Below are 22753 nucleotides of genomic sequence, written 5' to 3'. Positions count from 1 at the left end.
CACACGAAGTAGGGCAATAGTACTACTTTTACAATGACTCTACCATCAAAGTTTGAATGCTTACTTATATGTCACCCACTATCACTACTTTTTTTCTGCATTTAGTATTCTTGTACTATATTTAGATGCGTTCGCCCTGATCCCAAGACTGTTTGCCATGCCCGATTAACATATAAAAATTGCCCATAAACATTAACAGATTGAATCAAGACATTAGCATTTTCTAACAAATCTCGACATATTTTTTCGCTTTCTATTAGAGCTTCTTCTGCTTGCTTACGTTTGAGAAAGTAGGTAATTTGGCTACCAATAGAAACCATCATTTGCAGGAGGTTTACATCTTTTGATTGCACTTCCCGACTAAAAAAAGTCATTACTCCTAAGATGTCATTGCCATCTAGGATGGGAAAGCCAAATCCTGCGTGCAATTCTGCTTTAGCGGCGGGTTGCGATCGCCGTTGGTCGGCATCATCTAAAATATCTCTAATCCATAGAGGAGAACGTCTTGACCAAATTCGCCCAGGCAAACCAGCACCAGGAGTATACGTAGTTTGCCAAGTGATTGCTTTGAACTCTCGGACAGAAACAACTCGACTCGACCAAATTTCTACGCACCTAAGTACTATATCTACGCTGTCTTGTTGTACCGTTGCGCTTAAGTATTCATTTGGAGTCCAAAGTTCACCTAAATCCCATTCCAAGCTTTGACAAATTGCCTGTAAAACTTGTGGAATTGCCTGCTTAACATTTTGGGATTCTGATAAGATACGAGTTATGGCGTACTGGGCATTGTTACGCTGTTCTCGGCGCTGGCGAGCAGTAATATCCCGACCAATGTAAATAACTTCTTCTAAATCTCTTCCCTTTTTCTGAATCACCGAACAAGAAAAAGCAACTAATATTTTTTCTCTTGTCTTTGTTCTACAAACTACCTCTATATCTTGGGATTGTTGCTGCAATATAGTATGTTGATAAAATATTTGGGAAGTTAAATCATTATCATCAAATATTAGAGAAATTGGCTGATTAATTAATTCTTCTTCAGTAAAGCCAAATAATCTCTGAGCAGCAAGATTAACTTTTTTAATTTTTCCCGAATAACTTGTTACCAGCAATGCAGCGGCCATTGAAATGATAACTTTATCCATATAATTTTTGTATGCTATTAAGGCACTTGATAGCAGACTAGCTTTGATTGAAGCTTTGTACTAATTTGCATTTAATTTCTTTTTGAATTACTTAACACATGATTGTTCGATAAAATTTACACTTATACCGGTTATTAATTCTATGTATGTAATACGCTCTCATGGGGGTAGTCACAGATCGAAAGCTAAGAGACTAAAAAGGGAATTCCAAGAAATAAATTACCTTGCAGCATAGGTTGTTATCAGTCATCAGGAGCCAGTGGGTTGCGGAGCCAGCGCTGTGGTTTTAGCGCAGCATAGCGACGTACTCCTAGGTCGAAGCAAGCTAGCTATGCGTAGGTCTCACGCCACTTGCTCCATTTGGGGAAACCCCAAGACCCACAAGGGGTGACGCTCCTGCGTCGCTAACGCTACGCTAACGGCAGTTCCTCTTTGGGGAAACCACCATCGCTCTTAGCGTCTCCCCTTGGGAGAAGACCGGACTGCCTCACCGCAGTGGCTCCCCTTGGGAGAAGGAGCGTCACTCGAAGGGCTTTGCGTTCGCCTTTGGCGTTCCCCCCGTTGTAGCAACTGGCGTTCATCAGTCAACTGTTAACGTCTAACTAAATATTGCCGTATATCGGAATTGCTGCGCCGCGAATATCTCTAGCAACTTCAGAGGCTAAAAAGCAAATTAATTGCGCGAGGGATTCAGGTTTTACCCACTTATCAGCATTTTCTGTACCCATTGCTTCGCGGTTAGTGGGGGTATCAATCACAGCGGGAAGAACAACATTAGCAGTGATATTAGTGCCTTTAGTTTCATCAGCGATCGCTTTTGTCAAAGCCACCACACCAGCTTTAGCAGCAGAATATGCAGCTAATTGCCCAGATGGTTCTAGAGCAGCTTTGGAACTTACGGTGACAATGCGTCCATAGCCATGTTCCAACATACTTTTGAGGCTATATTTGCAAGTCAAGAAAGTTGTATTCAGGTTGATATCAAATTCGCGTTTCCAATCGGAAAAACTGTATTCGTGGGTTTTTCCCATTGAAAAACCACCTACCAGATGAATTAACACATCTACTCTTCCTATGCGGTGGATGAGATTTTCTACCGAGGCTTCCTCCTCCAGATTAGCGGGGATAAAGTGAAGTCTCTCAAAATCCGTGGGTAGAAAAGTGTTTTTGAGGCGTTCGACTTCTTTGGGATTGCGATAAGAAATTGTCACTTCTGCACCTTGGGCGAGAACCGCCGGTGTCACACCTGAACCTAGTCCACCAGTGCCGCCTGTGATTAAAACTTGTTTGCCTTTCATGAAAGATATACTCCTGAAAGCTCACTTTTCAAGATAGCGCGATGAGAGGCATCTGGTGAAAATTACCTAATTAAGAAGGGTAAAAGTTAAAGGGGAAAGCTTACAAAGTACAGCTTGTTCCCTTCTAACCTTTATCTTTACGCTTCTTAACATAGTTCTGTTAACTGATGACTCCTTTAAAGTGATACTCCTACGTCGTTAGCGCAGCGAAGCGCCATTCTTCTCCCAAGTAGCGTGAACCCTAGGCGACCGAGCGTCCGGAGAACTGTCGCGCATGGTTTCCCGACTTGTAAACGCTTTGCGGTGAGGAGGGCGCAGTCTTGGCGGTTCCCGTCGATTGCGAACCCCCGAACCCGAAGGGCTTCCCACAGGGTGGGGAGTGGCGTGAAACCCTAAGACCGCACTGGACTGACTCACCGCGCCGACTCACTGTTGACTGGGAAAGAGATATTTTTGCTAGTGGGCACATCTTTAACTAAATACATATTCTATCTGAAGGATTAACTTCAAAAAATAGAATAGCTTCTACAGATAGGTAGATTTTATCCTCCAGGTTGATTTTTATATCTGTGCTTTTAAAGTACAAATTGAGTATTACGAAATTTCGTAATAATTCCAGATTAAAACAAATAAACACACTAATACAATCATGAGTCTAAAAAATTATTGTTTGTCATTTTTTTGTGGTTTGATTGCTTTTATTTCTGTCTGGTCTGGTGCTTTTTGTAATGGCGATTTAGTTGCGATCGCAACACCCTTAGAAAATAACTATAGCCTCATTGCATTCCATAATACCTTGGGTGCAGGCACTAGCGACAAGGTCGAAGGTAAAGCCAAGCAAGCTTTAGGTTCTGCTCAACGTAATTTAGGAAAAGTAACCGGACAAGCTGAAGGTACTGCCAAACAAGCTGAAGGTAAAGCCAAGGAAGATATCGGCACTACTAAAAATGTAGTTAAAGAAACTTACAATAATGTAGAAAAGTCTACAGAAAAAGCCATTGATAACGTCAAATCTTTATTTGGAAATTAAGACAAATCAACTTTGTCCACTATGCTAATGGAGAGCCACTCGTGAAGACAAAAGAAGAATATCAAGTAGAGATGGAAGCACAAATTGCCAAACTGCAAACTAAAATTGATGAGTTGAAAGTTCAAGCTTATCTTGCTAAGGCAGATGCTAAAGATAAATATCACGAGCAAATTGAAGTTTTAAATGACAAGTCTGAAGTTGCTCGTATAAAACTTCAAGAACTCAAAGCATCTAGTGGTAATGCTTGGGAAGATATCAAAGCAGGTTTGGAAAGTGCTTGGGATGAATTACAAATTGCCTTTAAGCGTGCTTCCAATCATTTCTAGCAGGTAGTATATTCAACTACTACAATTAACTCAAATTTTCTGTTCAATTCTGATTATCTAGGAGAAAAAGCATGAGTTTTATTCGTTTCATTCAACCCATTGTCCGTCATTTGCGTTTTGTAATTGCAGCTGCTTTATGTTTAACTTTAGTAGTCTCTAATTCCTTTCCTGCTGCTGCAATTGGTAGTTCAAAAAGCTCTCCTACTGAGGGAACTACACAATTAAATAAAATTCAAAAGAAAACAGATGAAGTAGCTCGCTCTGCACCTCCTAACCTAAAAGAAGTACAATCTGAATCAGAGAGAGGCCTCAATGAAGTTCAAGGGGATGCTGATAAAAATAAAATGAAGCGCCCTGAAAATTCTCAAAATGCTACTAGTGTAATAGACAAAGTTGAAGATTACCTAGGAAAGGTAACAGGGGATAAGTAATTTTCTCTGATTGTTCAACAATTAATCTCTAACAAGTAGTTCAATACAGTTTGATGGTCAAGCTAGTTTTCTAGCTTGACCATCAATTTTTCAAATGAATTAACTCAAATCTCGCACCTAATCTCGTGCTAAAAAATTTATTGGCTAATAGCTCAAGTTCACCTATAATTTCAACTTCACACCCCGAATCGAATAATCTAACAACTCCATTGGGTGCATCACTGAAATTTCCTGACCTTGTAACCGCAAATACTTAGTAATTTGCAACGTACAACCTGGATTAGCAGAAGCAATTAAATCAGCACTAGTGTTCAACAAGTTTTGTACTTTTTGCTTACCTAATTCTTCCGCCACTTCTGGTTGCAACATATTATAGACTCCAGCACTGCCACAACACAAAGCCGCGTCTATGGGTTCTGTTAACTTTACCCCTGGAATTTGCCGCAATAGTAGACGTGGTTGCACGCTAATTTTTTGTCCATGCAATAAATGACATGCGTCCTGATAAACCAAATTCAAGGGTTTCTCTGTCAAAGGTGATAATTGCGTTGTTAATCCAACTGTTGCTAAAAACTCTTGAGCATCTCTTACCTTAGCAGCAAAATCCTTTGCCTTTTGCCGATATTCTGGGTCATCTTCTAAAATGTGACCATATTCTTTCAAAGTATGACCACAACCAGCAGCGTTGATAATTACAAAATCCACATCAGTCTTGGCAAAACTATCAATCATTTGCCTAGCTAAAGCTTTCGCCTGTTCTGTTTGTCCTTGGTGTTCGGGAAGGGCTGCACAACAACCTTGCGATCGCGGAATTACAACTTCACATCCATTTGCTGTTAAAACTCTCACCGTGGCTTCGTTTACTGGTGAAAAGAACAACCGTTGCACGCATCCCAAAATTACACCAACGCGGTAACGCTTTTGCCCTTGGGCTGGAATGACTGTAGGTAAATTACTTTGAAAAGATTCAAAAGTAACTTCTGGCAAAATTGATTCCATTGCTGCCAAACGGGGCGATATATTTTTAAGTAACCCGGTGGCGCGAAAGAATTTAGAAAAACCCAACTTTTGATAAACAAATACTGGAACCAGCAAAACTCGTAAAAGGTTGGGATAAGGAAACAGAGAAAATATCAGTTGTCGAAAAAGTTTATCTGGCAGACTACGAGGATAATTTCGTTCAACTTGGTGGCGAGTCGCAGAAATTAACTTGTCATATTGCACACCAGAAGGACAAGTCGTCACACAAGCAAGACACCCCAAACAAGAATCAAAATGTTCGGTTGTTGCCGTATTTAGAGCGATTTCACCCTCATTAATTGCATCCATTAAATAGATGCGTCCTCTAGGAGAATCCATCTCCTTGCCAATCACTCGATAACTGGGACAAGTCGAGAGACAAAAGCCACAATGCACACAACTATCAATCAACTTTGGGTCAGGTGGATGGTTAGCATCAAATCCTTTCAAATTCTTTAAACTAGCCGTATTATTAACAGAATTATCTGAAACTTGCATATTAATTCTTTTTCCCTCTTTCTTCGCGTCCTACTCTTCGATCGGCCACTTCGCGTCTATGCGTCCTTCTCTGCGAGACGCTTCGCGAACGCGGTTCGTTTAAATTAAATCCCACCCACAAACCGACCAGGACTTAAAATATTCTTGCCATCAAACTGTTCTTTAATGCGACGCATCAGTGGTAAAGCATTGCCCTTGTAACCCCAAACATCTATTTGTTGTTTAACCACCGCTGGAGCTTCGAGAATTGTTAAAAAACCATTATTAGCTTGACAGCGATCGCGTATTTGCAAAACTCGATCTTGATTCTCCAGTCGCAACCATCCCAAACCACTAGCAATGTGAATCAAACCCCATTCCGCTTGAGTCAAAACTTCCACCGCAGCAGTAGGTAACACTCCTATTTTGCAAGTAATTGCCGAATCTGTGGCAGCAGAATGCATTTGTTCTTGTAATCTCTGCCATAAATTAGCTTCATCCCCATCTGTATAAATTGCTCCAGCTAATCCCAACTTTTGCCCTACTTCTAAAAGTCGGTTTGACTGTTCTTTAACACTCTCACTAATACTTTGAAAACGAGCAATTAATCCCAGTCCTTTACCCAACCCCAAGCTAGAAATTAGTTGAGTTGATAGTAAATCGGCTGCGGTTGGTGTTAATGCCGAACCTCGGAGAGTCTCAACAGCTTGGGATATAGCCTCAGCTGTGCCAGTCAGTACCACCGTACTGGATAATTCCGGTAGTGGGTATACTCGAAAAGTTACTTGACTAATAATTCCTAATGTGCCGTATGACCCAGTAAATAACTTCATCAAGTCATATCCGGCAACATTTTTCACTACTCGTCCCCCTGCCTTGGCGATTTGTCCGTCGGCACGCACAAAAGTAATGCCCAAAAGCTGGTCGCGCACACTACCATAACGTTGTCGTAGGGAACCTGTATCGCCTGTCGCTACGATGCCGCCGATGGTTGCCGACTCAACAGCTGTAGGATCAAGAGCAAGAAATTGGCGTGAGTCTGCCAAAATTGCCTGGAGGCGAGAGAATTTCATCCCAGCTTCTACTGTCACAGTCAAATCGCCAACAGCGTGTTCAATGAGTTGGTTAATGCGTTCTGTACTGACTACGACATCAGCACCTTTGGCTAGACCACCCCAGCTGAGTTTGCTGCCACTACCACAAGGCAGAACGCGCCAGTTGTGACGGTGAGTTTCTGCTATAACAGCGGCTAGTTGCTCTTGAGTGCGGGGATAGACGATGCAACTGGGAGGATTTTTGGAAGCGATCGCTGGTTGAATATGTTTTTGTTGACTGAGTTCGAGGTTTTCCCAAAGACAGACAGCATTTTCTTCGCCGACGATAGATGCAAGACTAGAGGCGATTGCTTTCATCAGTTTATTTTTTACTCCCTACATCTAATTTACTGGTTAATCTCACCAAAAGAGTCTTGAGGTACAGGGGATTGGGGAATTAGGGACCCCCTCTGGGTAAGAAGATACGCAGAGAAGTTGCGTGCAAAGAGAAGTCATTCTCGTAGGTTTCCCTCCAAGCGAACTTCTCCTATGGTCGACGCTGCGCGAACGGGGAGTTCCCCCCGCCCTTGCAAACTTCGCGGGACGCGGCGAGGTTGTCAGTGTCAAAGTTACCAAATAAAATAAGTATCTATACTGAAGAAATAATATTAATTATGACTTAGTCTATCAGCAATCAACTATTATATTTCCAATTTTTTCTACCAAAAATGTCATTTTATCTACTATTTCTAGATTTAATTTGCCAGAGTAGCAATATCTTTTTTTTGCAAAATCCGCAATAAATAAACTTTTAATTATACAAGTGTTGGAGGAATATAATGGCAATCTTGCGGAGAAGAAATAATTTTGTATTATCCAGTTATCAATATAGGACTCATATTTGATTTCTGAAAAACAAAATTGGCTAGAAGCTTGTCATACAAAGGTTTATTTCTCAGTATACTTAGCAAGATTCAAGTACGATTCCTATATATGGGCAGCAGAGAATCACCATTTATCTCGTTTTGCCACTTTCTATACTAATTATTATATAACAGTGCTTGGATCTATCTCAAATAAATATTACTAAAAATATCACATATAAATTTATGGATTATTAGGAATTATTAGGTAACTAAATCTCTGAACATATCACATTGAAATTATCTTATTTTTTGGTAAAATATAGTTTGAATAAATAACGTAAATTTAAATAAAACTAAATAAGAATCATTATTTTATACAACATTAACGCGTCCCTTAAAAATGCAGCTATGCCAGTTTTATATTATGCCATTCAAGAATCTACTCTAACTTTTGCTCCTGATACTCCATTGATAAAAATTGTTATTTTTTGGGAGGACATAATTAAAAATACTGGCTCAGAAGACAAATCATTTCCGGCTTTGGATTCCGGTAGTTGGGAATCTTATTCAACTCAAGTTGAGGCAAACGCAAGGAGATTGATTCCTTTATCAAACTCTCTTTCCATTGGAGAAGAGCCTCCAAAAAGTCAAGCACTTCTGCCTGTTGATTGTGTATTTATTGTTGAAAAATCGCAGTTATTAGGCATACTCACGCTTACAGATCTCAAGCATTTAATCGCTTCTAAAATCAATTTAGCAACAGTAACAATTGCGGAAGTGATGAGAGAGCCTATCATCACGTTGCCAGAAAATTTTGATATTAATACAACAATGCAGATCGTGCGCCAGTATGGCTTATATCATTTACCGATAATAGATGATATGAATATATTGTTAGGAATTGTGACACCAGACAGTATTACAGCAGGATTACAAAAAGAATTATCAAATACTAGCAAGCAGTTAGAGCGTGAAATTGCACAACGCCGCTCACTAGAACTGGCATTAAAAGAAAAAGAGACTTTATTAACAGAAATTCACCATCGCGTCAAAAATAATTTACAGATTATTTCTAGTTTGTTGCGTTTAAAAGCTCGACATATTAGTGATGAACAAGCCATTGATATTTTTCAAGATAGCCAGAACCGTGTTCAAGCTATGGCAATGATCCATGAAAGCATGTCTAAATCTCACAATTTAGCAAGCATTAAGTTTGCCGATTATGTCCATAACTTAACTAATAACTTACTGACTTCTTATGGAGTTACACCCAATATAAAAATACATTTAAATATTGAGCAATTGTTCCTAAATATTAATACTGTTGTTCACTGTGGTTTAATTATCAATGAATTGATTTGCAATGCAATTAAACACGCATTTTTGTATAGAGATACAGGTAATATTTATGTGAACTTTCGTAGATTTGAGTACAATAAATATTTATTAGATGTTAGTGATGATGGAGTGGGATTTCCACAAGGATTAGAAGTACTACGAAATCAATCAATTGGGTTGCAAATAGTTTGGAGTTTAGTAGAACAATTAGAAGGAACAATTGCATTTAATAGCAACAAATTAGGAACAGTTTTTACAATTAAATTTGTCATGCAAAACTAGGGAGATAAATGATGAAAGCGAAAATCCTGGTTGTTGAAGACGAAATTATTGTTGCTTCTGACATTAAAAATTGTCTTGAAAGGTCAGGATATACTGTTCCCGCTGTTGTTTTGTATGGAGAGCAAGCCATTGAAAAGGTAGCAGAGTATCAGCCAGATTTAGTATTAATGGATATCATGCTAAAAGGTGATATTAACGGCGTAGAAGCTGCCCAGGAAATTATCAAACGCTTCAAAATTCCAGTTGTTTATTTGACTGCTCATTGTGATACAAATATTTTGCAAAAAGCAAAAAATACTCAGCCATTTGGCTATATAATTAAACCATTTGCAGAAAATCAATTAATTACTACTATTGAAATTGCCTTGAGCAAATATCAAGCAGAAATAGTGATGCGTGAAGCTTTAGAGAAAGAAAAAGAAAATAGAAATATTGAGTCTTATTTTGTCTCAATGGTTAGCCACGAATTTCGTAATCCATTGAGTAATATTTTTAATTATACTGAATTATTAACAAATAATAGTTGTCAATTAAACGAAGATAAACAAAAAGAATATATCTACCAAATTCAAAACGCTGTTAAACATCTGGATGATTTATTAAGTGATGTTTTACTAATTGGGAGAGCTGAAATTGGTAGAGATTCTTTCAATCCTTCACCATTGGATTTGGAAATTTTTTGTCAAAATTTAGTATCAGAGATTCAACTTGCTGTAAGCAATGATTACAAAATTATCTTTTCTATGCAAGGACTATGTACAATTCCAGACAATATTAATAATGTACAAAGTTCGCAGTTGTTAACTAAGAAATACAAACTACCTGGCTTGGATAAAAAACTACTGCGTCACATCCTGACAAATTTAATAACTAACGCTATTAAATATTCACCTCAAGGTAGTACAATCCGTTTTGACTTGTTTTGTGTACAGGGAGAAGCTATTTTTCGTATCCAAGATGAGGGAATTGGAATTCCAGAAGCCGATCAAGAAAATTTGTTTAGTTCCTTCCACAGAGGTAGCAACGTTGGCAAAATACCAGGACATGGTTTAGGACTGGCAATTGTCAAACATTATGTAAATTTACATGGCGGCGAAATTGCCTATGCTAGTAAGGTGGGAAGGGGGACAACATTTATCGTTAGCTTGCCATTTCAAAATAATTAGCAGGATGAAAATATTTTTCCCCTACACCCTTACACTCATATATTCATATACCCTTTTTCAAGATAGTTCTTTTGTTAACTACACATTAATTGGCTGTCTATTTTCCGCTGGTGTGTAATAACCATTAATGTTGTCGGTTCCTACTTGGGGCAGCGATTCTTGACCTGTAATTAATCTTGCTCCACGATTGCGGGTCATATAGTTCCATGCCCACTGAATCATCACTATTAATTTATTGTCAAACTCAATCAAAAAGTAGATGTGAATCAACAGCCAAAATAGCCATGCAAAGAAACCTTTCAGTTTGATAAAACCTAAATCCACAACGGCGGAGTTTTGCCCAATCATTGCTAAACTACCCCGATCGCTATAAGCAAATTGTGGCAATGTGTTACCTTTAAGCCGTTGTTGAATTAGTTCCGCTACATATTCTCCTTCTTGGGTTGCTACGGGTGCAACACCAGGTAGGGGTTTACCATTTTGATGTGAAAAGTTTGCTAAGTCACCAATTACAAAGATATTAGGATGTCCTTTAATACTTAAGTCGGGTTCGACGATGATTCTGCCTGCGCGATCGCATTCTGCACCAGTGCGTTGTGCTAAAACTTTCCCCATAGCCGAAGCTTTCACACCCGCCGCCCACAATACGGTCTTTGCGGCAATTTCTCTAACTGCATCACCTTGTTTGATGGTGATAACATCATTTTCAATATTCGTTACTAAGGTCTTTGTCTGGACAACAACACCCAATTTTTGCAAAGACTCTGCTGCTGCTTGTGATAATTCCGGTGCAAAAGGTGGCAGGATGCGATCCATGCCTTCTAAAAGTAAAATTGTGGTTTCTGAAGTATCGATGTTGCGGAAATCTTCTTTGAGGGTTTGGTATGCTAGTTCTGCGATCGCACCTGCTAATTCTACTCCGGTGGGGCCGCCACCCACGATCGCGAAGGTTAACCAAGCACGGCGTTTTTCTGGATCGGTTTCTTTTTCCGCTGCTTCAAATGCTGTAAAAATCCGGCGACGCATTTCTATAGCATCTTCTACGGTTTTCAAACCAGGAGCAAATTCTTCCCAGTCGTCTTTACCAAAATAGGAATGCTTGGCACCTGTGGCGACAATTAGCGTATCATACGGTATCGCTTCATCGCCCAAGATGACTTTTTGCGCTTCTGCATCGATATCACTCACTTCTCCTAATAAAACTTTCGTATTCTTGCTCTTACTGAGTACCGCTCGCAAGGGTGAAGAAATATCAGCGGGTGATAGCGTACCTGTAGCAACTTGGTACAAAAGTGGTTGAAACAGGTGAAAGTTACGTTTATCGATGAGAGTAACGTTTACCGAGGCCTTAGCTAGTGCTTTTGCAGTGTACAGTCCACCAAAGCCACCACCAACAATCACAACCTGATGGGGTGGGTTATTATTAAGTGCATCTACCATAAGAAGTATTTCCTTGGGTCTCCGGGGGTACTGTAACTATTCTTAACAAATTTGTATCGAGAATGTCACATTTTTTTCTGTTCATTTTGGACAGATGAAAAAATAGTTAAAGTCGTTACAACTACTGTATAAATAATTTATTATTAGTATAATATATTACTCAAAAATTTAATATTTATACGGTAATATTTGTGGGCGATCGCTTGATGTTGAGAAACTGGACGATTAGCGCAAAATTGAACTTCAAGACAGGATCTTAGGATTAGCTAAATTTGAGCATTTTAATAAGTCCTGCGATCGCTTCTATTTTAAAGACTAAAGATGTAGGGTAGGCGATACTTACCACTATTTAGATATTTAGGGGTAATGACAACTGAATTCCAGCAGCGAGTCTTCTTTGCTTAGCTTCAGCTTTTAACCTTTTATCTGCTTTGTTAACATTCTCAATAACTGGTATGGGTTCGGCTTTATGCGTAGGCATATATAAATCCAAAGCTTTATCAACAGCTTCCACAGGATGAACATCATGATAGCGAATTTGGTTAGCTGCTAGTTTGCTCAAAACTGAATACTCTATTAAAGGACGTGTATCGTAATAGTCTCTAATAGCAGCATGTTGAGAAAGCTGATTTTGTCGCTTAATTTCTCTTGCCTTAAGTCCTTGTAGACATTTATTTAATGCATCGTTAGTGTCTGCAAAAATCCTTCTAGAAGCACTGTGTTTTTGCTGCCACCGTTGTACAGCAGACATCAACTCTCTATGATCTTCAAGTTTTAAAATCTGTCTCACAGTAAATCGCTGTTTATGTGCAGCAAATTCCTGTTCAAAATCATTAGGGATAGGAGAACCAGAGTTAGTCTTCCAACCAGTTTTTTGGTGAATAAAAACCCGCATTCCAAGATGTTGAATTAGCCTTAACGCCTGTTGAGCCTTAACGTTGCCTCCTGGCTGTCTTGGCTTTGACCACTTGGCATAATACTCAACTACAGCAGCACAAAACCCATCTTCTACAATATCTCGCCCTTGTCCATCTGAATACCCTGCAAGGGTCAACCTCATACCTGCAAAAGGTTGAAGGCATGGAAGCAGATTATTATTATTAGGATCAGATGCTCTGACTTTTTTAATTAGTTTACTTACAGATTCTTGAACTTTACCCACAAATCTAGCTAAACCACGGTGAGACATTCCTGATTCTCCGGTGGTTTTGACTGTAAAGTATTCAGCACCATCTTGATCTACACCACGTAATAAGTCTTTGGAAAAATTCTGCTCATTACCAGACTTTTTCAATAGTTGTCCCACAAAACACTCCTTTGGATAAAGATAATTAAGAATTTACTGGAAGATGTTTGCCGTTGAATTGTGAAATTGACTTGGCTGGCGTATCAGTTGATAGGGGTAATTCAGCACTTTTTTCAAACTGTTTCGGTTCTAGTAAAAAATACTCTGAATCTTCTAGTTTTGCTAATCTTCCTTCTTTTACACCCCGGTTTAACTCTGCAAGCAGAGAATTTCTAGCTCTGGCTAACTCGTCAGGCGAACAAGTTTCAAAAATGATGTCGGTCAATCGATCGATATGTAATCCTCTTGGATGATTAGCCAAAATCTGTCTAGCAATTGTGACGTATCCTCTAGTTCTTTTGTACTGAGGACGCTTCATGTCTTTTGGAAGACGAAATTTTTGTAAAGATTGACTTTTGGTTGGATGACCATGACTGACTGAAACATCAGCATCAGATACATTTTCTACATCTTCGAGGTATTGCTGGTAATCTTTAGCACTTAGATCCTTGTCATGAGTTGCCATCAAGCTATCAATAGTTGACTGGATTTTCTTGGCTAAAGCCTCCATGATAGATGCGTCTATTTGAGCCTTCACAGCAATTTCTCTGAGTCTAGCTGCATCTTGCTCAGTCTCAGCAAGTTTGTTTTTTAACAATGAGAGAAGCAGATTATTATCCATAATGATAACTATTATACATAGATTATATAATCTTGCAAGATTCCAAGAAAAACTCGAATCAAATTCTCAAGCAACCAAGAATTCACAAGAAAAAAGCGATCGCCCCTCTTGCCTCAGTAGCAGTAGTGCGATCGCTCTTTTATAAACTAGTGTTCGACTTTAGCTAAACTTGAAAGATTTTTAGATTTGTTGTAGCAAAGTTTAGTAAAAATAATTACTTTAGATCCTCCAGTATCAGTGTAGAATCTGCCGATCGCCCAAATTCTTCTGGTGCATATTGCAGATGAACTTCCGCACCAGGCCAGAGGAATGTACCGGGAGTCACAGAACGGACTAAGTAATGCAGGCTGTAAACTCCTGGTTCGAGGTGGTCGGCGTAGGCGATAATGCGATCGCGGTAAATTGTTTTAAATCCTAGTTGCCAACTATCTGCTTTTGCTTGCAAGGCGGCTGTAGTAGTTTGGAAACTCGCGTCTACCGCTTCCAAGCCTGCTGGTAAAGGATCTTTAATTACTAGATGTTCCACGGGGCGATCGGCGATAATTTCTAAACCAATATCAAACACTTGTCCTGATGCTAAAGTCAATGGTTTATCAAAAGCGTAAAGACCAGTTTTTTGCAGAACTTTCTCTTCATTAACTTTGCTAATTTCCCTTGTGACTCGTAAACCGTTAAATCTACCCGGTTGATTTCCCTGCAAGCGATAATTGTAGGCAGCTAAGTAATGCAGAGTACCCTTACCAGATTTTTGCAGCGTTAAATCGTGACGGCCGCGGGGTAATTTATTCATTGGTACATTCGCATTTAAACTGGGATTTTGGTAGCCACTAAAACGATTTTCTGCCAACTTTTTACCAGCTAATTGCACTGTGGCAACAAAATTAGGTGGTGTGGGTTGTAGTTGACTATATTCGACCAAAGCTGTTAATGCTTGGGCATTATCATAGTTAGTTTGCCATGTGCCATTTCGTCGCAGTGCCAAAAGACTTTGGAATAATTTATCTACCACTTCTGGTTTACTTTGTTTGGCAATAAATAACCGTAATGCTTGCGCTTGTGCTGTAGTAGATGAACTCATCCATCCCCAACTATCAGGTAAACTTACAACTGCTGTGCGACCAGTTTCATAAATATTTTTTTGTAACTGGTTAAACATTTGCTGTGACTTATCTTGCCATTCTGGGAATTGAGATAAGTATCGCGCCAGTTTAATTTGAGTCACTAAATCAAAGTTGTTGCGCTGTTGATAAATATCTGTTAGGAAACTATTGCGTTTGTCTCCCAGTTCTGCTAAAGCCATCAATGTGTTGAGTTGCAGTTGAGTTTTACACAATTGTTGTTTGCAAAAGTCGTATTGTCCGGGATTTGCTAAAACTTTTTGCAAATATCCCTTCAGGCGAGACAACATTCCAGAATCAACCAAACCAGGGAACACTTGACTAACTTTAGCTAAAGATTCAGCAGCGTAGGGAGAAATCCAAGGGTCAGATTTTTCTTGTCCTGGGAAAGCTGCGAAACCGCCATCTGCTAGTTGAAGTTTTTGCAATTTTTCAATTGCTTGATTTGCTTTTTGATTGGGATTAAAGTCTGTAAAGGTCTGACTATATTTTTGTGCCAAAGTTTGCAAATTGCTAGCAATGATTAATTGACTCGCCGCAGGTTCGGTAAAAGGTAAATCATCATCTTCTAAAACTTGTTTGGCTGGTGCTTTAATTTCTGGTATTAAGGTACTCGCTAGCTGAATATCTAAACCTCCCGCTTCTGGGAAGGTGTTTTTATCAACATTCAGAGGAATTTTTACCTGCTTTTCAGTTACACCTGTTTCTACGACTTGTTCTGTAATTTCCAGCGGTTTAACTTCCAAAGGTACTTCAAAAGCATCTGCTGTGTTATTTAGCTGAGTGCTAAAGCGAACTTTCCCAACTCCTACACTATCTGCCACCATCGGAAAGCGATAAGCCTGAGTTGCTGATTCAGCCTTGGTTTGCAAAGAAGTAGCTATAGGGTTATTCTGGGCAAACTTCACGTTACCGCTAACTTCGCTATTAATTGTGAGATTTCCCGTATTTCCAGTGTTGTTGGTGACAGATAAACCGCCGAGGATGCGATCGCCTGGACGGGCAAACTGTGGCAATATAGCATTAGTCAGCAGTGGTTTAGTAGTAACGAACGTTGCATCGCCATTGCCAAAACGCAGATTTCCATCGGTGGCGACAGCCATCACCCGCCATGTAGTTAAGTCATCCGGTAGTTTGAAGGTAATCTGTGCATTACCATTAGCATCAGTCAGGACTGAACCGTTGTAGTAAGCTAAAGCTTGGAAATCTGTACGGACGCGAGTATTTGCTGCACCCGTTGATAAACCCCCACCATAACCCCAACCTTTGGGTTTCGCTATATCTTGAGGTTGTATCACCACATCTGGACGGTTATCGCTAAAGCGGGTAGCTATTGGCTGTTCGGCGTAGACTGTATCAACCAAATTTGGCGGCCGATAGCCAGAAAGTTGCAACACTGCCTCATTCACCACCATAACTGTAAACTGCCCTTTGGTGGGATTACCTCGATTGTCTTTTAATTCTAGTTGTACAGTTTCCTCTCCACCGGGTTCTAGTGATGCTTGCACTGGCTGAACTTGCAGTTTTAAATACTTATCCTCTAAGTTCACTTTAAAAGGTGCAAAGCCAATGCGTACCAAGTTATCTAAACTTCCCGGTTCCACCTGATTTAAAGGCGCACCTTGTCTTACCAACACAGCTTGCACTGCTGCATTAGGTAACATTTCCGGTGTTACTTGAAACTGAATTTGGGGTGCGCCTCCCTTGACTTTGGTAATCTGCTGATAAAGGGGTTTATCTTTAATCACAGCAAAGTACAATTCTGCATCGGGATAGGGAGATTGAATCAGTGCAGTGACAGTTTCACCTGGTTTAAACTCTGTTTTATCTAGTTTAATTTCTAGGATATCTTGCTCTCGCGAACCCCAATATACTGGATTTTCTCCAGTTGCCCAAATTTGCAAATCTGTAGCGCTTAATTCATCTTTAGCATCGCTAAAATTAGCTCGAATCCGATAAGAACCTGACTCTGGTGGTGTAAGATTTACAGATTGCGGACTGCTGCCAGACTGAATTTCTGTTTGTGCAACGGTCTTGTATTCAACTTGATTTTTCGGAGTCCGGCTACCTTCCACAACTTGCGTCACACTGCTGTATTTTATCTGTTGTAATTCCAGACGCACGCGTTGATTTTTTATTGGTTTTCCTGTAGGTTCAGTAACAATAATTTCAATTGGCAAAGCTTTACCCGCATCAGCAATGAAATTACTTTTTAATCCAATCAGACGATTACTTGGTAAAGCGGTAAAAGTTTTAGAATTTGCCACAGACAGATTAGAAACATCTGCAACTTGTACATCCACCCGATAAGTCATTGGATATGGCAAATCTTTAGCTACTGCGATCGTTTGCTCACTTTTACCATTAGTATCTAACTGGGCATTAGTTTGGAATACATCACTAGGGACCGAAGGACTTTCTTCCGGCCAAAACCATTGTCTACCAAAAGTAAATTCCTCCCAACCTTTGGGAATAAAATTAGTCTGCTGACGAGTCACAAAATATTTTGCTTCTCCACCTTCCACAGGTGCGCCAAAGAGATAATTACTTGTAGCTTTAGCTTCAACTTGTTCGTTAACAAAGGCAAATTCTTTATCTAAGTTGAGTTCAACTTTAAAATTGGGTGGCTTAAACTCAGCTACACGAAATTCACCTGAAATCTCTTGCCCATTCTTTCCTTTACCCTGAATTGTATAGTAGCCTAAACGTTGAGTAGTCTTGATTGGTACTTCCAGGGAAAACGTACCAAATTCATTTGTAGTTTGTGTACCTAAATCAGTCTTTTGTCCGTCGGGATTGACTAAAGTTAATTGATAAACAGCATTTTTATCTTGCTGCATCTTGCTATTTTGTAAGTATTCAGTAAAACCAGTGAACCAAGCTTTTTCACCTGGTTGATACAACTGTCTATCTGAGAAAATTACCCCACGTGATTCTGGTTTACCGTCTTGCCAACCTGCATCAATACCGTAGCCATAAACACCGCTATATTCCTCAGTTCGGGCAAATGCCCAATCTTGATTTTCACGGGCAATTACTAACAATTCTGGTGATTTGACAAACCTTGGATTGCCAGCAAAACATTGCTGTAAATTTTCGCGATTAACCCTTAAAGTTCCGTTATCATCAGTTTTCCCTGATGCACAAGGTGAGGTTTCAGTACGAGATTTAGCTTCTAATTTTGATTGATAGATTTCAACAGTAGCAGCTTTGACTGGCGAACCATCTGCAAGATGATTGACGCGAATTAATCCTGAATCAGGAAACCACTGTGAAAATACACCTAAATTTGTCAATTGAACCAAGCCATAAGTCGTAGGTTCCCGCCACAGTGTTTTACCATTCTCCTGATATTTATTTGTGCGCGCCTGTACTCCATAAGCTAACATTCCTGTAGCTGTACCAAGTTTTTCTCGCAGAGGCACAGTCAGATTAATTGACTGATTTTTCTTAGCCGATACCTTAAAACTTTGCCACTTACTCAGTTTCGGTAATAAATCATTATCATTTCCCTGGGGATAAGCAGAATTAAAATAAACTAAATCTGTCGGTTGTACTACTTTATATGCAGCTTTGTATTTGGATTCTGGCAGATTTACCGTATTAATATTTAGCTGTAAGTCTTTACCCGCAGGGAAAATATGCAAATCAGATGGCACCCAAATATCTCCAGCTAAATCTCCAGTTTCATACTTTACTGTGACAGGCTTACCCAAAGTCTGTCCAAACTTATCTTTCAGATTTGCACCAATAGTAATTGTATAAGTCTTAGCTGGTTCTAGTGCATAAGGATTAATAGTGACAACTCTATCTTCATCGTTTACTTGGATAATTCGTGAAATATCTTTTGGTGCAGGATTGATTTGAATATTTTCTCTGGCTGAATCTGCTACTAAAATATTATTAAATTCTAGTTGGGGACTGCCTTTTATAAATCGTCCATAGGTTCCACCTGAATCTGGCTGTCCATAAAAATTAATTTTCTGAAATGCTAAGGGTGAATAAGTTGTTAATTTACTGGTAACTTCTTTATCTGTGGGCAAATTGCCATCAGCAGGAAGAACTCCTGGAGAAAACGTTAAGCGATAACGAGTTGCTTTTTCGAGATTTTGCTGCGGGATAAGATTATAAATCCAATTCCGTGCTGAAGAATCAAATTTTTCTAAAGGGTCTTCACTGTTTTCTAATGGTTTCTCTTCTTTGGATAATTCAATATTGAAACGTACACCTTTATTTTTATTTTCTGGAATTAACTGTAGATGTTCTTGTACGGAAGCTAAATTTAATTCTACATTTGATGTGAATTGCAATTTTTGCTGTAAATCAATGGGTTCAGCATCAGCTTTCTCAATCGGATTAATTCCAGATAAATCAGTTATTTTAATAGGTTCAGTATTGAAAGTCCAGACTAAATCTTTATCTAAACGATGATTTTTTAAGTCTGCCAAACCTGTTTTCAGAGTCACTTGAAATCTGGTAGCATTTGGCAGTGCTTTATCAGCTTGAAAGCCTATCATACGCGGCGTTAAAAAGCGAAATTGACCGGTTAAAAGTGGCCAAAGTGCAAATTTTTGTAATAGCTTTTGCTGTTCTGGACTGTCAAGACTTTCAACTGGTATTAAAGCTTCTTTAAAGCGGATGCGAATTTGGTTAAGAGGTTTAGCATCCCCAATGGGACTAATTTGTTCAATCCAGTCGGGTAGCTTTGGTGGCGTGAGTGGCGAAACAGCTGGTAGTTGTTCTTTTCCTGAGGAAATGCCAAAAAAATTACACCCTGCTATCCCTAATACAATTGTGAGGGTAAGCAGAGATTGTATTAAAATTCTAATAATCATGTTTAGGTAAGAGAAACTTTAAAAATACTGAAAGACCCAAATGAGCGCCTGATTAGAGAAGTAGGTAATCTGATTTTTCCGTAATTATTTAGAATTGCTATATTTTTATTTATATAGATAACTATTCCAGCATAAGTATTCCGAAAATGACTATAATTCTTAACAAATAAGAATTATTTACTTTTGAAAAATAATTTATCTAGATATAATTACTTTCACTTACGAAAGTCAGCTCAGTAGAAATATTTGACAAAAAACGCAGAACATGGTTTTGCAGCGGAGAGCATCCAAACTGAAAAAGGGATTGGGGGGCTGGGAATTAGGAAGAATTTCTCCTTCTGCTGTCTTGCCCTAGCCAAATGACAAACAACCGAGGAATTAGTTTATGCTGGAAGTAGCGAAAGTTTAAGAAATTTTAAATTCTGTTGCCATAACTCATGCAATGCATTGTTAATCGCCGCGCTCAATTTTCGGCAAGCCACCGTTATTGGTTGTCAGAACTGAGTGAAGCCGAGAATATTGAAAAATTTGGTGCTTGCTCTAGATTTCCCGGACACGGACATAATTATGTCTTATTTATCTCCATAGCTGGAGAATTGGATAAATATGGCATGGTGCTGAACTTGTCAGACGTGAAACAGGTAATCAAACGTGAAGTTACCAGCCAACTAGACTTTTCTTATCTCAACGATGTGTGGGCAGAATTTCAAGAAACTCTACCCACCACTGAGAATATTGCACGGGTGATTTGGCAACGGTTAGCACCCCACTTGCCTTTAGTCCGCGTGCAGTTGTTTGAACATCCTGAACTTTGGGCAGATTATACGGGAAACGCAATGGAAGCCTACCTCACCATCAGCACTCACTTTAGCGCCGCCCATCGGCTGGCTCATCCTGACCTCAGTAACGAGGAGAATACAGAGATTTACGGTAAATGTGCCCGTCCCCACGGTCACGGACACAACTACCATTTAGAAGTCACTGTCAAAGGAGAAATCGATCCGCGCACAGGGATGATTGTCGATTTAGGTGCTTTGAATCAGGCGATAGAAGATTATGTAGTGGAGCCGTTCGATCACACCTTCTTAAACAAAGACATTCCTCACTTTGCTCAAGTCGTGCCCACTGCTGAGAATATTGCACTTTACATTAGTAATTTACTGCGATCGCCCATCCAAGAATTGGGAGCTAAGCTTTACAAAGTTAAACTGATTGAAAGTCCGAATAACTCTTGTGAAATTTACTGTACGGAGTCAGAATCAAACTCAGTCAATGTAGCTGCAAGTCAGCCGATATTAGCACGGGTTTAGATAATTTTGGATTTTGCGAAAAGTTTGCTCAACGGGGGAAACCCCCGCACGCAACTTTTCAAGACGGATTTTGGATTCAAATAAACCTAGAAACTCAAATTCAATCTGATTACAGGCGCAAGGTCTTGCGCCTCTTCATTACGAATTACGAATTACGAATTACGAATTACGAATTACGAATTACTTGAGGTCAGGCATAATCGTATCTTGAAGATTTACACCGATGAGGTTAGCGCCTCTGAGATTAGCGCCTCTAAGATTAGCGCCTCTAAGATCGGCCCCAGCTAAATTTGCCCCGCTGAGATTAGTCCAACTCAAGTTAGCACCTCTCAAGTCAGCTTCACTGAGGTTAGCCCGCAACAAATATGCACTACTCAAGTGAGCCTGACTTAAATTAGCTTTATACAGATCAGTTTTGTAAAGGTAAGCTCCCATCAAATCTGCCGCGCAAAGCTTTGCTTCACTAAGGTCACTCCCAATCAAGTTAGCTGCGATGAGGTTGGCAAAACAGAGATTAGTCCGGCAAAGCTTTGTTGTGCCCAAATCGGCATCTCTTAAGTTAGCACTGCTCAAATCAGTCCCAATCAGGTTAGCATCAGCAATAACAGCGCCTTTGAGATTCGCTTCACTCAAATCAGCTCCAATCAGATTGGCATGAGTTAGATTTGCCTGTGTAAGGGTAGCACCGCTCAAGTTGGCAATACTAAAATTAGCCGCGCTGAGATTAGCTTCAATGAGGATTGCTCTATAAAGGTTAGCGCCACCGAGGTCAGCACCGCTAAGATTGGCTCGTACGAGTAAAGAATTACTTAGATCCACCCTATTCAAGTTTACCCCTTGGAGGTTTGCACCTCTGAGGTTATCACCTTGCAAATTTGCGGCACTCAGGTCTGGTTCAATCTGGGGATTTTTCTTTCTCCACTCAATCCATGTGACTGCACCAGCTTTCAGTAAAGCTAGATGCTCTCGATTTGCCATTTTCTCTCCTTTATTCGTTGCGCCCTTGGTGATTTACCCGACCAGCTACACTTTCAATCGCCGTTAACGCTCCCGCTGCACCAGCAAGAATATCGCGTTCTTGTCCGCCTAAGTACAGCCGTCCAAAGCTGCCTACAGCTTGTACCTCAAGGATATTAATCGCTGCTGCTTTCTCTGCTTCATTGGCAGCCAGTGCGGCGTAAGCAGCAGGCTCAACTTCTAATACATACAGCGTTTGTCCTGCTAATAGTAGCTGTCCGCGTCGCGTGCGATTAATGAGTTGTGTTTGGTAAGCATCAATGTTGCGGATAATTTGGGTAGAAACAACACGCGGTTTCAGACATTCCTCTTTTCGGACTCCTAATGTTGCCAAAATCGCTTGACCAGCAGCTCGCGTTTCCCCTTGAGAGGCAGAATGAACTTCTAATAGACCGTACAGGCGTTCAACTACCAGTACTCCTGGACGGACAGAGGCAGCTTTGAGCGCGACATCGGTAATGCGATTAATTTCGATACCAGGGGAGATTTCAATCCACAGTGATGTATCTCCTGGTAATGGCAAGAAACCTTGGGCTACTGTTCCTATATATGCTGCGTGTTGAGGTTGCAGGCTGTCGAGAAATACGAAACTGCGTAGTTCTATTCCCAAAGTTTAGCTCTCCAGTCATGAGGGTAAAAGTTATCTCTTG

19 protein-coding genes are annotated in these 22753 nt (G+C 39.9%); 7 read left to right on the top strand and 12 right to left on the bottom strand.

All coding sequences use genetic code 11. From position 1 onward, the window contains the following. Positions 1–101: 101 nt before the first annotated feature. From RMY31_RS23940 to RMY31_RS23925, 4 genes are all read right to left on the bottom strand, one after another. A complete protein-coding gene (locus RMY31_RS23940; RefSeq protein WP_409878284.1) occupies positions 102–1148 on the bottom strand; it encodes a PAS domain S-box protein in 1047 nt (348 codons plus the stop codon). A 410-nt stretch (positions 1149–1558) separates the two neighbouring features. Next, positions 1559–1729 (bottom strand): hypothetical protein, encoded by a 171-nt coding sequence (locus RMY31_RS23935; protein WP_409878282.1) that lies wholly within the window; start codon positions 1727–1729, stop codon positions 1559–1561. 21 nt (positions 1730–1750) lie between these two features. Next, complete coding sequence (fabG, locus tag RMY31_RS23930) at positions 1751–2446, bottom strand: 3-oxoacyl-ACP reductase FabG (RefSeq protein WP_409878281.1); 696 nt, start codon at positions 2444–2446, stop codon at positions 1751–1753. A 198-nt stretch (positions 2447–2644) separates the two neighbouring features. Beyond that, on the bottom strand, positions 2645–2863 hold the full coding sequence (locus tag RMY31_RS23925) for a hypothetical protein (protein ID WP_409878280.1): 219 nt from the start codon (positions 2861–2863) through the stop codon (positions 2645–2647). Between the two features lie 232 nt (positions 2864–3095). On the opposite strand from RMY31_RS23925, the gene RMY31_RS23920 reads away from it, so the two are divergent. The 3 genes from RMY31_RS23920 to RMY31_RS23910 all read left to right on the top strand — a co-directional run bounded on the left by RMY31_RS23920 (position 3096) and on the right by RMY31_RS23910 (position 4233). Beyond that, positions 3096–3476, top strand: coding sequence for a CsbD family protein (locus RMY31_RS23920; protein WP_409878279.1), 381 nt, complete (start codon positions 3096–3098; stop codon positions 3474–3476). A gap of 41 nt (positions 3477–3517) precedes the next feature. Beyond that, positions 3518–3802 carry a hypothetical protein gene (locus RMY31_RS23915; protein WP_409878278.1) on the top strand — a complete coding sequence of 95 codons (285 nt, stop codon included), beginning with the start codon at positions 3518–3520 and terminating at the stop codon, positions 3800–3802. Between the two features lie 71 nt (positions 3803–3873). After that, positions 3874–4233 (top strand): hypothetical protein, encoded by a 360-nt coding sequence (locus RMY31_RS23910; RefSeq protein ID WP_409878277.1) that lies wholly within the window; start codon positions 3874–3876, stop codon positions 4231–4233. Between the two features lie 162 nt (positions 4234–4395). On the opposite strand, the gene RMY31_RS23905 is transcribed toward RMY31_RS23910, so the two are convergent. Both RMY31_RS23905 and RMY31_RS23900 read right to left on the bottom strand, forming a co-directional pair. Beyond that, on the bottom strand, positions 4396–5751 hold the full coding sequence (locus RMY31_RS23905; protein WP_409878276.1) for a (Fe-S)-binding protein: 1356 nt from the start codon (positions 5749–5751) through the stop codon (positions 4396–4398). A 104-nt stretch (positions 5752–5855) separates the two neighbouring features. After that, on the bottom strand, positions 5856–7142 hold the full coding sequence (locus RMY31_RS23900) for an FAD-binding oxidoreductase (RefSeq protein WP_409878275.1): 1287 nt from the start codon (positions 7140–7142) through the stop codon (positions 5856–5858). A gap of 896 nt (positions 7143–8038) precedes the next feature. On the opposite strand from RMY31_RS23900, the gene RMY31_RS23895 reads away from it, so the two are divergent. Both RMY31_RS23895 and RMY31_RS23890 read left to right on the top strand, forming a co-directional pair. Beyond that, a complete protein-coding gene (locus RMY31_RS23895) occupies positions 8039–9250 on the top strand; it encodes a histidine kinase dimerization/phosphoacceptor domain -containing protein (RefSeq protein ID WP_409878274.1) in 1212 nt (403 codons plus the stop codon). A gap of 8 nt (positions 9251–9258) precedes the next feature. Next, the gene (locus tag RMY31_RS23890; protein WP_409878273.1) at positions 9259–10416 is read left to right on the top strand and encodes an ATP-binding protein; all 1158 of its coding nucleotides are present in this window, start codon (positions 9259–9261) and stop codon (positions 10414–10416) included. A gap of 78 nt (positions 10417–10494) precedes the next feature. Here RMY31_RS23890 and RMY31_RS23885 read toward each other — a convergent pair whose 3' ends face one another. From RMY31_RS23885 to RMY31_RS23875, 3 genes are all read right to left on the bottom strand, one after another. Next, positions 10495–11856, bottom strand: a complete 1362-nt coding sequence (locus tag RMY31_RS23885; RefSeq protein ID WP_409878272.1) for an NAD(P)/FAD-dependent oxidoreductase — start codon at positions 11854–11856, stop codon at positions 10495–10497. A 349-nt stretch (positions 11857–12205) separates the two neighbouring features. Then, positions 12206–13162 (bottom strand): hypothetical protein, encoded by a 957-nt coding sequence (locus RMY31_RS23880; RefSeq protein ID WP_409878270.1) that lies wholly within the window; start codon positions 13160–13162, stop codon positions 12206–12208. A gap of 25 nt (positions 13163–13187) precedes the next feature. Then, positions 13188–13823 (bottom strand): hypothetical protein, encoded by a 636-nt coding sequence (locus RMY31_RS23875; RefSeq protein WP_409878269.1) that lies wholly within the window; start codon positions 13821–13823, stop codon positions 13188–13190. A 32-nt stretch (positions 13824–13855) separates the two neighbouring features. Here RMY31_RS23875 and RMY31_RS23870 point away from each other — a divergent pair, with 32 nt between their 5' ends. After that, the gene (locus RMY31_RS23870; RefSeq protein ID WP_409878268.1) at positions 13856–13990 is read left to right on the top strand and encodes a hypothetical protein; all 135 of its coding nucleotides are present in this window, start codon (positions 13856–13858) and stop codon (positions 13988–13990) included. A 47-nt stretch (positions 13991–14037) separates the two neighbouring features. On the opposite strand, the gene RMY31_RS23865 is transcribed toward RMY31_RS23870, so the two are convergent. Further along, complete coding sequence (locus RMY31_RS23865) at positions 14038–19776, bottom strand: Ig-like domain-containing protein (RefSeq protein ID WP_409878267.1); 5739 nt, start codon at positions 19774–19776, stop codon at positions 14038–14040. A gap of 437 nt (positions 19777–20213) precedes the next feature. Between RMY31_RS23865 and RMY31_RS23860 the strand changes: the two genes are divergently transcribed. Beyond that, positions 20214–21086, top strand: coding sequence for a 6-carboxytetrahydropterin synthase (locus RMY31_RS23860; RefSeq protein ID WP_409878265.1), 873 nt, complete (start codon positions 20214–20216; stop codon positions 21084–21086). A 180-nt stretch (positions 21087–21266) separates the two neighbouring features. On the opposite strand, the gene RMY31_RS23855 is transcribed toward RMY31_RS23860, so the two are convergent. Together RMY31_RS23855 and RMY31_RS23850 are read right to left on the bottom strand one after the other, a co-directional pair. Further along, the gene (locus RMY31_RS23855) at positions 21267–22064 is read right to left on the bottom strand and encodes a pentapeptide repeat-containing protein (protein ID WP_409878264.1); all 798 of its coding nucleotides are present in this window, start codon (positions 22062–22064) and stop codon (positions 21267–21269) included. Between the two features lie 10 nt (positions 22065–22074). Continuing rightward, a complete protein-coding gene (locus tag RMY31_RS23850) occupies positions 22075–22713 on the bottom strand; it encodes a hypothetical protein (protein WP_409878263.1) in 639 nt (212 codons plus the stop codon). Positions 22714–22753 lie beyond the last annotated feature (40 nt).

This window comes from Dendronalium sp. ChiSLP03b (assembly GCF_034531165.2).
Lineage (GTDB): Bacteria > Cyanobacteriota > Cyanobacteriia > Cyanobacteriales > Nostocaceae > Dendronalium > Dendronalium minutum.
The sequence above is the reverse complement of the archived record's forward strand: the minus strand, read 5'-3'. Positions and strand labels throughout refer to the sequence as shown.

Excerpts from the sequence above, each read along its gene's own strand:
- RMY31_RS23865 (WP_409878267.1), bottom strand. The coding sequence starts at position 19,776 with ATGATTATTAGAATTTTAATACAATCTCTGCTTACCCTCACAATTGTA.
- RMY31_RS23940 (WP_409878284.1), bottom strand. The coding sequence starts at position 1,148 with ATGGATAAAGTTATCATTTCAATGGCCGCTGCATTGCTGGTAACAAGT.
- RMY31_RS23890 (WP_409878273.1), top strand. The coding sequence starts at position 9,259 with ATGATGAAAGCGAAAATCCTGGTTGTTGAAGACGAAATTATTGTTGCT.
- RMY31_RS23885 (WP_409878272.1), bottom strand. The coding sequence starts at position 11,856 with ATGGTAGATGCACTTAATAATAACCCACCCCATCAGGTTGTGATTGTT.
- RMY31_RS23855 (WP_409878264.1), bottom strand. The coding sequence starts at position 22,064 with ATGGCAAATCGAGAGCATCTAGCTTTACTGAAAGCTGGTGCAGTCACA.
- RMY31_RS23910 (WP_409878277.1), top strand. The coding sequence starts at position 3,874 with ATGAGTTTTATTCGTTTCATTCAACCCATTGTCCGTCATTTGCGTTTT.
- fabG (WP_409878281.1), bottom strand. The coding sequence starts at position 2,446 with ATGAAAGGCAAACAAGTTTTAATCACAGGCGGCACTGGTGGACTAGGT.
- RMY31_RS23920 (WP_409878279.1), top strand. The coding sequence starts at position 3,096 with ATGAGTCTAAAAAATTATTGTTTGTCATTTTTTTGTGGTTTGATTGCT.
- RMY31_RS23860 (WP_409878265.1), top strand. The coding sequence starts at position 20,214 with ATGCAATGCATTGTTAATCGCCGCGCTCAATTTTCGGCAAGCCACCGT.
- RMY31_RS23935 (WP_409878282.1), bottom strand. The coding sequence starts at position 1,729 with ATGAACGCCAGTTGCTACAACGGGGGGAACGCCAAAGGCGAACGCAAA.
- RMY31_RS23895 (WP_409878274.1), top strand. The coding sequence starts at position 8,039 with ATGCCAGTTTTATATTATGCCATTCAAGAATCTACTCTAACTTTTGCT.
- RMY31_RS23875 (WP_409878269.1), bottom strand. The coding sequence starts at position 13,823 with ATGGATAATAATCTGCTTCTCTCATTGTTAAAAAACAAACTTGCTGAG.
- RMY31_RS23900 (WP_409878275.1), bottom strand. The coding sequence starts at position 7,142 with ATGAAAGCAATCGCCTCTAGTCTTGCATCTATCGTCGGCGAAGAAAAT.
- RMY31_RS23905 (WP_409878276.1), bottom strand. The coding sequence starts at position 5,751 with ATGCAAGTTTCAGATAATTCTGTTAATAATACGGCTAGTTTAAAGAAT.